The organism is Arthrobacter sp. LFS091 (assembly GCF_047977885.1).
Lineage (GTDB): Bacteria > Actinomycetota > Actinomycetes > Actinomycetales > Micrococcaceae > Arthrobacter.
In genome coordinates this window covers 329430-340553 of record NZ_JBFPFP010000002.1, presented here as the reverse complement: position 1 = coordinate 340553, position 11124 = coordinate 329430, and the positions used below count along the sequence as shown (strand labels likewise).

The 11124-nt window shown below is 63.5% G+C and carries 12 protein-coding genes; 5 read left to right on the top strand and 7 right to left on the bottom strand.

Features of this window, described 5'->3' with window-relative positions; genetic code table 11:
• Nucleotides 1-7 precede the first annotated feature (7 nt).
• Entirely contained in the window at nt 8-442 is a 435-nt protein-coding gene (locus ACNQOP_RS04300) for a SipW-dependent-type signal peptide-containing protein (protein WP_416403439.1), read from the bottom strand.
• A gap of 258 nt (nt 443-700) precedes the next feature.
• Here ACNQOP_RS04300 and ACNQOP_RS04295 point away from each other — a divergent pair, with 258 nt between their 5' ends.
• Complete coding sequence (locus ACNQOP_RS04295; protein WP_416403438.1) at nt 701-1156, top strand: iron chaperone; 456 nt, start codon at nt 701-703, stop codon at nt 1154-1156.
• Between the two features lie 73 nt (nt 1157-1229).
• Here ACNQOP_RS04295 and ACNQOP_RS04290 read toward each other — a convergent pair whose 3' ends face one another.
• Complete coding sequence (locus ACNQOP_RS04290) at nt 1230-1418, bottom strand: hypothetical protein (protein WP_416403437.1); 189 nt, start codon at nt 1416-1418, stop codon at nt 1230-1232.
• Between the two features lie 123 nt (nt 1419-1541).
• Here ACNQOP_RS04290 and ACNQOP_RS04285 point away from each other — a divergent pair, with 123 nt between their 5' ends.
• Together ACNQOP_RS04285 and ACNQOP_RS04280 are read left to right on the top strand one after the other, a co-directional pair.
• Nucleotides 1542-2588 (top strand): saccharopine dehydrogenase, encoded by a 1047-nt coding sequence (locus tag ACNQOP_RS04285; RefSeq protein WP_416403436.1) that lies wholly within the window; start codon nt 1542-1544, stop codon nt 2586-2588.
• Nucleotides 2585-3211 (top strand): TetR/AcrR family transcriptional regulator, encoded by a 627-nt coding sequence (locus ACNQOP_RS04280; protein ID WP_416403435.1) that lies wholly within the window; start codon nt 2585-2587, stop codon nt 3209-3211. Before ACNQOP_RS04285 ends, ACNQOP_RS04280 begins: the two co-directional genes overlap by 4 nt.
• A 15-nt stretch (nt 3212-3226) precedes the next feature.
• Here ACNQOP_RS04280 and ACNQOP_RS04275 read toward each other — a convergent pair whose 3' ends face one another.
• Nucleotides 3227-3667: a hypothetical protein gene (locus tag ACNQOP_RS04275; protein ID WP_416403434.1), complete on the bottom strand. Its 441-nt coding sequence runs from the start codon at nt 3665-3667 to the stop codon at nt 3227-3229.
• 758 nt (nt 3668-4425) lie between these two features.
• On the opposite strand from ACNQOP_RS04275, the gene ACNQOP_RS04270 reads away from it, so the two are divergent.
• Both ACNQOP_RS04270 and ACNQOP_RS04265 read left to right on the top strand, forming a co-directional pair.
• Nucleotides 4426-4980 (top strand): RNA polymerase sigma factor, encoded by a 555-nt coding sequence (locus tag ACNQOP_RS04270; RefSeq protein ID WP_284985250.1) that lies wholly within the window; start codon nt 4426-4428, stop codon nt 4978-4980.
• Entirely contained in the window at nt 4977-5816 is an 840-nt protein-coding gene (locus tag ACNQOP_RS04265) for a hypothetical protein (RefSeq protein ID WP_416403433.1), read from the top strand. Before ACNQOP_RS04270 ends, ACNQOP_RS04265 begins: the two co-directional genes overlap by 4 nt.
• Before the next feature lie 26 nt (nt 5817-5842).
• On the opposite strand, the gene ACNQOP_RS04260 is transcribed toward ACNQOP_RS04265, so the two are convergent.
• From ACNQOP_RS04260 to acs, 4 genes are read right to left on the bottom strand one after another with little or no spacing between them, the layout of a single operon-like run.
• On the bottom strand, nt 5843-6337 hold the full coding sequence (locus tag ACNQOP_RS04260; protein WP_416403432.1) for a CoA-binding protein: 495 nt from the start codon (nt 6335-6337) through the stop codon (nt 5843-5845).
• On the bottom strand, nt 6334-7656 hold the full coding sequence (locus ACNQOP_RS04255) for an O-acetylhomoserine aminocarboxypropyltransferase/cysteine synthase family protein (protein ID WP_416403431.1): 1323 nt from the start codon (nt 7654-7656) through the stop codon (nt 6334-6336). Before ACNQOP_RS04255 ends, ACNQOP_RS04260 begins: the two co-directional genes overlap by 4 nt.
• Nucleotides 7656-8846, bottom strand: coding sequence for a dimethylsulfone monooxygenase SfnG (gene sfnG, locus ACNQOP_RS04250; protein WP_416403430.1), 1191 nt, complete (start codon nt 8844-8846; stop codon nt 7656-7658). Before sfnG ends, ACNQOP_RS04255 begins: the two co-directional genes overlap by 1 nt.
• Nucleotides 8843-10936 (bottom strand): acetate--CoA ligase, encoded by a 2094-nt coding sequence (gene acs / locus ACNQOP_RS04245; protein WP_416403429.1) that lies wholly within the window; start codon nt 10934-10936, stop codon nt 8843-8845. The genes sfnG and acs overlap by 4 nt, the downstream gene beginning before the upstream one ends.
• Nucleotides 10937-11124: the final 188 nt, after the last annotated feature.

The window sequence follows — 11124 nt, the reverse complement described above, 5'->3', positions numbered from 1 at the left end:
CGCCGGGTCAGCAGGTCAGCGTGCCCTTGAGGACTTTGCCCGTCCAGAAATTGGTGGTGCCCGGGACCTTGTAGTAGCCGCGGATTTCGTAGGTCCAGGTTCCGATCACTTCGTAGCCCGAGGTGTAGGTCTTGCCGCTGGCTTTGCTGAGGTCGCCGGTGAACTCGAGATTTCCGGAGCGGTCGAAGATTTTGATGTCGTGGTAGTTCGCGTTGGCTACTGCCCCGAAGGAATTGACGGTTACCGTGGCGCGGATACCGAACGAGCAGCTCATGGACACGTTCGCCGTTGCCGGCGCGGCGAGGCTGGCGGTGGAGAACTGCGGGGCACTGTGCTCGGTGTCGGTGAACGCGGCAAACGCCGCTGTCGGTGCCGCGATCAGGCCAAGAATAACGACGGCGGCGATCACCAGGCTGCGCAGGACGCTGTTCTGCGTGGTCATGGTGGTCATCCTCCTTCTGGTGTTTCGCGCCGGGCCTGATCGGGCTGGGGTTGAAGAATCCGATCAGACCCGGCGGGGCTTGGTAACTACTCTGCCGGGCCACCCTCAAGAACCACTCGTGCAAACCTGCAACAGTTCCTCAGGAAAACCTCAAGACTGCCGCACCGGCAAGCGAGCAGGATCGGAGAAGCAGTCGGCGCAAGCCGCACCTACCGTTGAGGTATCCAAACAACGTCAAACAGATCAGGGGGCCGCGAAATGGCTGGGACAGGAACAGCTGACAAGACCAAGTCCTACGACGGATTCAGCGATGATGAACGCTCGGCAATGAAGGAGCGCGCGCAGGAACTGAAGAAGACCGCCAGGAAAAAGCAGTCCAACGCAGATGGAGAGGCGGACGTCCAGGCGAAGATCGCCGAAATGCCTGAGTCGGACCAGGCCATGGCCAAGCGCCTCCACGAAATCGTCAAGGAGCATGCGCCGGAGCTGAGTCCTAAGACCTGGTACGGCATGCCGGCCTACGCCAAGGACGGGAAGAACATCGTCTTCTTCAAGAGCGCGGACAAATTCAAGAGCCGCTACGCGACGCTCGGCTTCGAAGAGAATGCCGCCCTTGATGACGGACCCATGTGGCCGACATCTTTTGCCCTCAAGGAGATCACGCCGGAGGTTGAAGCGAAGATCGTGGAACTCATCAAGAGGGCTGTCGCCTAAAGCGACTCAAACCCCGACGGCGGCTTGTTGCCCTCCCAGGCAACCAGCCGCCGTCGTATTTAATCCAGGAGCGTCAGAAGGTGGGGTCCGGGTTCGGGTGCGGCGGCACGGGGCCTGGATCGGGAGTGGGCGTCGGGCCCGGTATGGGATTGGGATCCGGGATGGGGCTTGGGGGAAACGGGGTGGTGGGATCCGGCGGTGGCGGCACGGGCCCGGGATCCGGGGGAAACGGTTCGGGCTCGTGGATCGGAGGAAGTGTCATGACTCTCCTTTGCCTACTCAGGGGTATTGCTCCGGCAGATAAGTGCAGCCTACTCCGGCCCGGCCATGGGCCACAGGCCCACTCCAACGAGACTTCTAGGTCAAATGACCTATAATAATTTTCATGAATGATCTCCTTGAACTTGATACCGCCGGTCCAGTGCTGATCGTGGGCGGATACGGCACCGTCGGCACAGCGCTGACCCGGCTTACCCCGAAAGAATGGCCCCTACTCCTCACCGGCAGAAACCCGGACCGCGGCAGCCACCTGGCCAGCGGGAACGTGACTGTCAGGAAGTGGGACCTCAACCACCCGGAACCTTTCGCGGCCAAGGTCAGGGCAGTGATCAGCACCGTAAATGACCCCGACGACCGGGTCCTTCGCGCAGCCATCATTGCCGGGATTCCCTACGTGGATGTCACGCGTTGGACCAGCCGGGTCACCAGGGCAGTCACTCGGGCAACCCTCCTCCATCCGACGGCTCCCGTATTGCTGAGCTCGGGATGGATGGGCGGAGTCACCAACATCGTCGCCGCAGCCTTGGCGCAGGAGGCCGGCGGTGCGGACCAGATTGATGTCGCCATCCGCTACGACATCAACGACCAAGCCGGAGTCGACTCCGTGGACTTCATGGACCGGCTGGGACTCGACTTCGAAGTACGCAAACGCGGCCAGGCCGCCGTCGTCAGCCCGTTGACGGATGCGCGCTGGGTGGACATTGCCGGGCACCGCACCAAAGTGGCGCGGCTCGACACCCCCGAGCAGTTCACCCTGCCGCTGACCATCGGCGCGGGATCGGTGGCTACCAGGATCGGTTTCAGTTCAAACACATCGACGACGGCGTTGCTCGCCGCCCGTGCGGTGGGACTGTTCCGCTGGGGAAGCGATGAGCGGTGGACGCCGCTGCGCCGATCCCTGCTGTACTCGCCCGGTGCAGGCGGAACCGCGCACATCCGGGTGGATGTGGAGGGCCCGAATGGTATGCGGACTGCTGTCATTTCCGATCCCCAGGGACAAGCGCACCTCACGGCGCTGGGCGGCTTGCTCGGGTTGCAGGCGGTGCTTGCAGATGGCGCCCGACAGGGTGTTTCCTTCCCCGAATCAGCGCCTGATCCTCTCTCTCGCCTGGCGGAAATGGAAGCACACGGTGTGACAATATTGAGGTCATGACCGAAAGCAAGGGCGCCCTGAGGAAAGCGGCGCTGCTGGACGCTGCTGAAGAAGTCCTGGTCACCAAGGGCAACGCCAACGCCGCGATGCGGGACTTTGCCGCTGCCGCCGGCGTACGCATCGGGCACCTGCAGCACTACTTTCCCACCCGGGCCGACCTCATTCGGGCTGTCCTTGAGAGGACACTTGAACGCTCGCTGCATCGGCTGACGGAAGTCGCCGGGCTGGATCTCGGTCCCGGAGCGGGCGGCGGACTGACCCGGGACGATTCCCACCGTCTTTTGACGGCACTGATCCACGAGCATTCGGGTTTGGCAGACGTCAAGATGCACCTCGAGATCTGGGCCCTCGCTGCTTCGGACGAGCAGGCAGCCGCTGCCCTCAGGGCCTTCTACCAGCAGTATTCGGGGCACGTCCAGGGTGTGGTGCGGCGAGGCAGGCCAGGCCTCCCGGAGCCAGAGGTGGAGGGGGTTGCCTCGGCCATCATCAGCCTTTTCGAGGGTGCTGCGGTCACACGCTCGGACATCGCGGGTCTTCGAACGGAGTCCGGTGATCAAGCCATCATTCGCGCGGCGCAGTGGATGATCCACGAACAGGGAACGGGCGTCGTCTATGGCTTTTGAATCATTCGCATTGACCTAGCCAACATAGGAATTACTGTGTTTGTCGGAGATGATGACCCAGCCTTCGTCGGTGACAGGGAAGTCCTCAATGACCTTGCCAGTGGCAGTGACAACGATAACGACGGAATGGGCTGGCCATGCCGGGTCTGGGACGACCCTGTAGTCCGTGTCTTCGGTGGACAGTGACTGCCCCGCCGCGGCCTTGGACCGGTTGTAGTAATCCACGATCTTCCCGCGGGCAGTGTTAATCGCCACCGTCTCCTCAGGACCCGCCGGACTCCCATCCACAGGAGTTGAGTTCCACCAACCGTCATACCCTCCGACGGTTCGGTCCTCCAACGGTACTTTCAGCAGCGACCCTTCGTTCGGTCCGGTGGTCGCGTTTGCTTGGATGCCGGCGGCCACGACACCAGCCAAAACAACCGCTGTGCCCAGTGCTCCTAGTACGAGTCTCATATTTTCCCCCTCTTCCCGCGGAACCCGCGATGACGCCGCCGATCAGGAGCGTAAAGCCAAGTCCGCCGATGGCGAATGGAAGGATCAGCAGGTGCATCCCGGAAACACCAGGAACTGAGCCAGGACAGGCGAAAGCCGGACGGGCTTCTGGATACCGCCGTCCGGCCTTGCCGGCAGATTACTTAGGCATTGATCGGCGATTTGGGGGTTTTCGCCGTCTGCCACGAACCCGCTATGACAATTTAAGGCCCTGGATTGGCCGTGCACACGAGTAGTCGGTACTCATATTTGATGGCCATCGGACCAAGCCGGTACTTGTTCGGATTCGATCGACGTAGGCGTTGATCATGCCCAGCCGGCAGGGCGGACGCGAGGAGCCGCTGTTCGACGGCCTGTGAAGGCTTAAGCGCCTGTCCCACCTTCCGGACCCGAACAGCGTGGGAACTTGAACGCCTCGCGCCGCCCGGATACGGCCTGGCAGACCCTCCGAAAAATTTCCCAAAAAAGATTCGTACCCCGCGTAACCCTTTGCTGTCCCCTGACGATTACGTCATTGAAAGGGCCGAGCTGGAATTTGTCCCCCATCATGTTCCAGCTCGGCTCTTCTTTGTCCGGGGGAGTTTTCCTCAGGCAAAGCGGGTCTTCCCTACGGATGGTCCGGCAGAGCAGTTACCCTTGGTGGGGTTGCCCGTCGAGCAAAGGCGGGAGACCTGGCTCCACAACCACGGACCTGCCGCCGATCGAAAGTCCCAAATCCTGTGACCGACGCATTGACCGACGAAGCGCTTCACGCACTCAAGGACAATAACGCGGAACTGTTCAGCGCCATCTACCAGGCCTATGCGGGCCAGGTGCTCGGATACCTGACAGCTAAAGGCGTGCCCGATCCCGAGGCAGTCACGCAGGATGTGTTCCTGGCTGTCCTGCCTCGACTGGATGACTTGAGCGGAGGCGTCAACGGCCTGCGGACTTTCATTTTCTCGGTAGCCCACGCACGCATGGTCGACGAGCATCGGAAGAAACTCCGGGCGCCTGATCACCACGAGTTCGAGCCCGATCGGGATACCCGTGAATCGAGTTCGGCGGAGGCTGAGGCCTTGGACCGGCTGGCGCCGTACGAGGTCATGGCGCTGTTGGACCACCTCGGCGAGGATCAACGGGAAGTCCTGACGCTGCGCATCGTGGCTGGCCTGACGGTGGAGCAGGTGGCCGACATCATGGGGAAATCCGCTGGGGCAGTGAAACAGCTGCAACGACGGGCACTGATTACCCTCCGTGAGCACTCGGCAGTAAAGGAATACGTGGCGCCATGACATACAGGGATACAGAACGCGAAGCTATCGTGGACGGGCTCATGCTCGACGCCGAGCTCCCTGATGCGTCGGACCTGCGGCACGCGCTCCTGTCATTGGGTTCACTCGCCAACGTGCCCGCTCCTGCTCCGGGCGCCGAGCTCGCCGCGATGCTGGCCGGCCCGCACGACGAACTTTCCAAGCGCCGTTGGCGCCACAAGCACCGCACCGCCGTCGTCAGTGTTGCCGTGGTGGCGGCGATGGGACTGGGCGTCAGCGGCGTAGCCGCCGCCAGTTCGGGCTTCACCCGCAGTCCGTCCTTCGATGGGCTCCTTGGCAACTTTGCGCCGCGCTGGTCAGCGTCCACGCCTGTGCTGCCCGCCCCGGATGCGCCCAAGATCAGCACCGAGCCAGCGCCCGCGGTGGATCCTGCGGCGCTCCCGCCCGCGACACCTGCGCCCTCGATCCCCGGACCAGCGCCGGCTGAGCCAGCCGCGCCAAGCGCGCCAGCGCAGGACGCGGCCAACGCGCCAGCGCCAGCCCCGGCCCCCGGCCCCGAAGGTCAGCCTCCCCATGTCCCTGGTGCGGATGAGGCCAAGTCCGGCTTCGCGAAAGGCCAGCAGGAAAAGCCGGCCCCGGGCAGCCCGAGCCAGGACAAGCCGCAGCGTCCCGCTGCGCCCAAGCCCGATATGTCCAAGGCTGAGGCGGACAAACCGGGCAAGCAGACGCCCGGCAAACCCGGGAACAAGGGCCAAGCACTGCCGTCCTACCCGAAGCAGTGGTCCGGGGAGCAGGTCAACGAGATCACGGACAAACTGAAGCAGTGGAAAAAGCACGGCGGCAGCTGGACCCGCTAGCGCCGGGTACTTAGGCGAGGACCCGCTTAGGCGAGGACCTGGCGCTTGGAAGAAATGACTCCAGTGTCGAAACCAGCAAGGTGGAGTCCGCCGTGGAAGCGGGCGTGCTCGATCTTCACGCAGCGGTCCATGACCACATTGAGGCCCGCGGCCTCGGCATCGCGGGCTACTTCTTCGTGCCACGAACCCAGCTGAAGCCACAGGGTTTTGGCTCCGGCAGCGACGGCTTCGTCCGTGACCCCGGGGAGGTCGTCGTGTTTGCGGAAGACGTCAACGATGTCCGGGGACTCGGGTAGATCGGCCAACGAAGCGTATGTCGGCTGGCCCAGGATCTCCTTGACTACGGGGTTCACGAAGTACACCTTGTAGCGCGTGGACGACTGCAGGTAGGTGGCCACGAAGTAACTGGCGCGGGACGGCTTGTCCGAGGCGCCAACGATCGCGATGGACTTGGCCTGGCGCAGGAGCGACAAGCGCTCGGGAGCGGACGGGCCCTGCCAGGTTCGTTCCGTGGTGCTCATGCTTTTGCTCCTACTACTGATGGGACTTCAGCAGCTGCTTGCGCCTCGGTGAGTGCCTGGTCAAGGTCCCAAAGGATGTCATCCAGGTCCTCCAAACCCACGGAGATCCGGACCAGGTCCTCCGGAACGCCCGCGGATTCGAGCTGTTCGGCGCTGAGCTGCTGGTGAGTGGTGGAGCCTGGGTGGATGACAAGCGTCCGTGAATCACCGACATTGGCCAGGTGGGAAGCCAGCTGCAGGGACTCGATGAACTTTTGCCCGGCGGCGCGACCTCCGGCAACACCGAACGAGAACACCGAACCAGGCCCCTTGGGCAGGTACTTCCGTGCGCGCTCGAAGTGGGGGTGTGACGGCAGGCCGGAATAGTTCACGTAAGCCACGCGGGGATCTGCGTCGAGCCATTCGGCCACGGCTTGTGCGTTCTTCAGATGCTCGTCCAAACGTTGGGGGAGTGTCTCCACACCCTGCAGGAGCTGGAAAGCGGAGAGCGGGGAGAGTGCCGGGCCGATGTCGCGGAGGTGCTCGCAGCGCAGCTTGGTCAGGAAGCCGTATTCGCCGAAGTTGCCCCACCAGGAGACGTTTCCGTAGGAGGGCACGGGGTCGGTCATCATGGGGAACTTGCCGTTGCCCCAGTTGAACCGGCCGCTCTCCACGATCACCCCGCCCAGGGTGGTGCCGTGTCCGCCAATGAACTTGGTGGCGGAGTGGATCACGATGTCCGCACCGTGCTCGATCGGCCGCACGAGGTAAGGCGTGCTCAGGGTGGCATCGACCACCAAGGGGATACCGGCGTCGTGCGCTACCTTGGCCAGCCCTGCAAGGTCCTGGACTTCCGACGACGGGTTGGCCACAACCTCGACGAAGAGCGCCTTGGTGTTTTCCTGGATGGCCGCGGCGTAGTCCGCAGGGTCGGTTCCCGGTACGAACGTGGTGTCCACACCGAAGCGGCGCAACGATACGTCCAACTGGGTGACCGTACCGCCGTACAGCTGGGACGCGGCCACGATGTGGTCGCCGGACTGGGTCAGTGCTGCGAAGGTGATGAACTCGGCAGCCATCCCCGACGACGTCGCAACAGCGCCGATGCCGCCCTCGAGGGAAGCGATGCGCTCCTCAAAAGCGGCCACGGTGGGGTTGCCGATGCGCGAGTAGATGTTGCCGTACTTCTGCAGGGCGAACAGGTTGGCGGCGTCGTCGGTGTCCTTGAACACGAAGGACGTGGTCTGGAAGATCGGCACCGCGCGTGCGCCGTGCTCGGCGTCGGGAGTGCCGCCGGCGTGCAGGGCCCGGGTGCGGAACCCGAAAGTACGGTCAGCCATCAGACTGCCACCGACTCGGCGACGGGTGTGGAGGAAAGATCCAGCTCGGTACCGTTCTTGCGGGCAAGGTCGGCCTCGAGTTCGCGGACGATCGGCAGGATGTCCTGACCGAAGGCCGCGATCTCTTCCTGGAAGTGCAGGTAGCCGGTGAGGAACAGGTTCACGCCGATCTTCTTGTACTCCACGATCCGCTCAGCGATCTGCTCCGGAGTGCCGATCAGCTGCGTTTTGAAGCCATCGTTGTACTGGACCAGGTCCTCGAACGTGGAATCGGCCCACATGCCCTTGCCGTCCTTCGTGGAGGCGCCCGCTTCCTGCACGGCGTCGCGGAAACCCTGAACTGCGGGCTTGTGTGCTTTCTCGACGATTTCGCGGAGGGTGTCACGGGCTTCTTTCTCTGAATCCCGGGCGATCACGAAGCCGTTGAGGCCGAACCGCGGCGCAGCAAGGGCGCCTTCGGTGCCGCGCTTCGTTTCGCCGGCCGCCGCAACGACGCCGGCGATGTTCTCCTTGAAGCCCTCTAGGTCCTTGCCGTTGGAGAAGTACCAATCGGCGACCCGGCCGGCGGTGGCCTGGGCTGCCGTCGAATTCCCACCGAAGAAGATCTCCGGGTGCGTTCGGCCAGGAACAGCAACCGGCGCCGGGTTCAGGGTGAAGTCGGTGATGTTGTAGTACTTGCCGCCTTGGCTGTAGCCCTGCTCGGTCCACAGTCCGCGGAGGACGTTGATGAATTCCTCGGTGCGAACGTAGCGTTCGTCGTGCTCCAGCCATTCGAGGCCGAAATTGGTGAACTCACTCTTGAGCCAGCCGGAGACGATATTGACGGCGGCCCGGCCGTTGGAGATGTGGTCAGCCGTGATGATGTACTTCGCCAGCACGCCAGGGTGCCACATGCCCGGGTGGACGGCGGCGATGACCTTGAGTCGCTCTGTCGCAGCCAGCAGGGCCAGGCTGAAGGACGTGGCCTCGTGCTGCTTGTCTGCGCCGTACGAAGCGGCGTAACGGGTCTGTGTGAGGGCGTATTCAAAGCCGGAGTTCTCCGCGATCCGGGCGAGCTTCTTGTTGTAGTCGAAGTCCCAGCCGGTGCGTTGCTCGATGGTGGACACCACCAGGCCGCCGGAAACGTTGGGAACCCAGTAGGCGAACTTGAGCGGCTCGGAGAGTCGTGCGACGTTGCTGATCTCGGTCATGAATTTTCCTTCACTAGGGCCCGCTCGCGCAGGACGTCCTGGATTCCGGCGATTGCCGGTTCGTTTTGGAGTGAGGTGGTGTCGCCCAAGGCGGTCCCCTCAAAGAGTTGGGTCAACAGCCGGCGCATGATCTTGCCGCTGCGGGTCTTGGGTACGTCTGCCACCACGACGACGTCGCGCGGCTTGGCGATGGGGCCGATCTCCTTGGCAACGTGGTTGCGCAGGTTGTGGGCGACGTCCGCTTCACGGTCGCCTGAGCTGCTTCGGAGAACGACAAACGCGACGACGGCGTGCCCGGTGGTGGGATCGGCAACGGGACAGACTCCGGCCTCCACCACGTCCGGATGCGAGACCAGCGCGGACTCGATCTCAATGGTGGACAGCAGATGTCCTGAGACATTGAGGGTGTCGTCCACGCGCCCAAGGATCCAAATGTCGCCGTCGGAATCGTATTTGGCGCCGTCGCCGGCGAGGAACCAGCCCTGCTCGGCGTACTGGCTCCAGTAGGAGTCGAAGTAGCGCCGCGGGTTGCCCCACACGGTCCGCGCCATGGCGGGGCCGGGGCGGTCCACCACGATGAAGCCTTGCTCGCCGGGCCCAGTGAGTCGACCGGCTTCATCCACCACGCGTGTGCTCACGCCGGGAAGGGCGCGAGCCGCGCAGCCCGGCTTGAACTCAGTGTCCGTGGGCGAGGGGGACATGATGGTGGCACCAGTTTCGGACTGCCACCAGGTGTCCACCATGGGTGCCGTGCCACCGCCGATGTTGTCGCGCAGCCACCGCCAGGCCTCGGGATTCACGGCCTCGCCCACGGTACCCAGCACCCGGATCGACGAGAAATCGTAGCTGTCCGGCACGCCGTCCGGGAACCATCCCATGAGGGAGCGGACCAGTGTGGGCGCCGTGTAGTACTGGGTGACCTTGTAGCGTTCAATGATCTCGAAGTGCCGGCCGGGGTGTGGGGTGTTGGGCGTGCCCTCGAAGATCACCTGGGTGGCGCCGTTGGAGAGCGGACCGTAGATCTCGTAGGTGTGGGCGGTGACCCAGGCCAGGTCCGCGGTGCACCAATGGACGTCCTGGTCCCGCAGCGACGCATCAGGGTTACTGAACAGGTACTCGAAGCTCCACGATGCCTGCGTCAGATAGCCTCCGGCAGTGTGGACCAGGCCCTTTGGCTTCCCCGTGGTCCCGGAGGTGTACATGATGAACAGCGGAGTCTCGGCGTCGAAGGCCTTGGGCTCGTGGACCTCGGAGGCAGTATCGACTACGTCGTGCCACCAGACGTCCCGACCCTCTGTCATGGCCACGTTCGCGAGTTCGCCGGCTGGTGTGGTCCGGTTGATGACCAGCACGTGCTCAATGGCGTTATCACCGGAGACGGCGGCGTCGGCGTTGTCCTTGACCGGCACTGCAGCCCCGCGGCGGAACTGGCCGTCGGTGGTGACCAGAAGTTTCGCCTGGGTGTCCTCTACCCGGAACCGCAATGCCTCGGCCGAGAAGCCACCGAAGACCAGGGAGTGGATCGCTCCGATGCGAGCCACGGCCAGGGTGATGATTACGGTTTCGGGGATCACCGGGAGGTAGATGACCACACGATCGCCTTTGGTGACTCCCAGCAAAAGCAGTGCGTTCGCGGCCTTGGACACCTCGCGTTGCAACTCTGCGTAGGTGATGGCTCGGCGGTCACCGGGTTCGCCCTCGAAGTAGAGGGCAACCTTGTCCCCCTTTCCGGCGAGCACGTGCCGGTCCACGCAGTTGAACGCAACGTTCAGCTTGCCGCCGTCGAACCATGAGATCTCCGGGCCGCGGCCGGCTTCAACGTCAACAGGAGTCCAGGTGTGGGCCGTGTGCCAAGGGGCTGCCCAGTGCAGGCGGCGGGCCTGCTCTTCCCAGAAGCCAACGGCTGACCCGTTCCGGTCAAAACTGCTGTGACGCGCCCGCTCGCCGGTATCGGCGCCGTGCACTGCGCCGCCCGTTGGCTCGCTCGAGGACCATCCCGAAGAGCCGTGAAGTGAGCCGGGCGCGTCAAGCAGCCCTGCTTCAGGGGCCGTCGCGCCTGAAGTGGTGTGTGTGGGTACGTCAAAAGTCATGGATGCTCCTTGCCCGGAATTGCAGGCGCAGTGCTAAGGGTGCGAAGAAAGGGATGGTCGCCCTCATCCGCGGGGATGGTCACTCTTCACTTAAGCCGATGGTCCATTTGGCTCAAAACCCGGGGGTATTGGTGCGTAATATTCGATTGAGGCAACTCAGGATGGACAGAAAATGCAGATTATTCGGC

Bases quoted from the DNA above. Each gene is read 5' to 3' on its own strand.
- ACNQOP_RS04290 (WP_416403437.1), bottom strand. From the start codon at position 1,418: ATGACACTTCCTCCGATCCACGAGCCCGAACCGTTTCCCCCGGATCCC.
- sfnG (WP_416403430.1), bottom strand. From the start codon at position 8,846: ATGACCGAGATCAGCAACGTCGCACGACTCTCCGAGCCGCTCAAGTTC.
- ACNQOP_RS04295 (WP_416403438.1), top strand. From the start codon at position 701: ATGGCTGGGACAGGAACAGCTGACAAGACCAAGTCCTACGACGGATTC.
- ACNQOP_RS04275 (WP_416403434.1), bottom strand. From the start codon at position 3,667: ATGAGACTCGTACTAGGAGCACTGGGCACAGCGGTTGTTTTGGCTGGT.
- ACNQOP_RS04300 (WP_416403439.1), bottom strand. From the start codon at position 442: ATGACCACGCAGAACAGCGTCCTGCGCAGCCTGGTGATCGCCGCCGTC.
- ACNQOP_RS04285 (WP_416403436.1), top strand. From the start codon at position 1,542: ATGAATGATCTCCTTGAACTTGATACCGCCGGTCCAGTGCTGATCGTG.
- ACNQOP_RS04255 (WP_416403431.1), bottom strand. From the start codon at position 7,656: ATGGCTGACCGTACTTTCGGGTTCCGCACCCGGGCCCTGCACGCCGGC.
- ACNQOP_RS04280 (WP_416403435.1), top strand. From the start codon at position 2,585: ATGACCGAAAGCAAGGGCGCCCTGAGGAAAGCGGCGCTGCTGGACGCT.
- ACNQOP_RS04260 (WP_416403432.1), bottom strand. From the start codon at position 6,337: ATGAGCACCACGGAACGAACCTGGCAGGGCCCGTCCGCTCCCGAGCGC.
- acs (WP_416403429.1), bottom strand. From the start codon at position 10,936: ATGACTTTTGACGTACCCACACACACCACTTCAGGCGCGACGGCCCCT.
- ACNQOP_RS04265 (WP_416403433.1), top strand. From the start codon at position 4,977: ATGACATACAGGGATACAGAACGCGAAGCTATCGTGGACGGGCTCATG.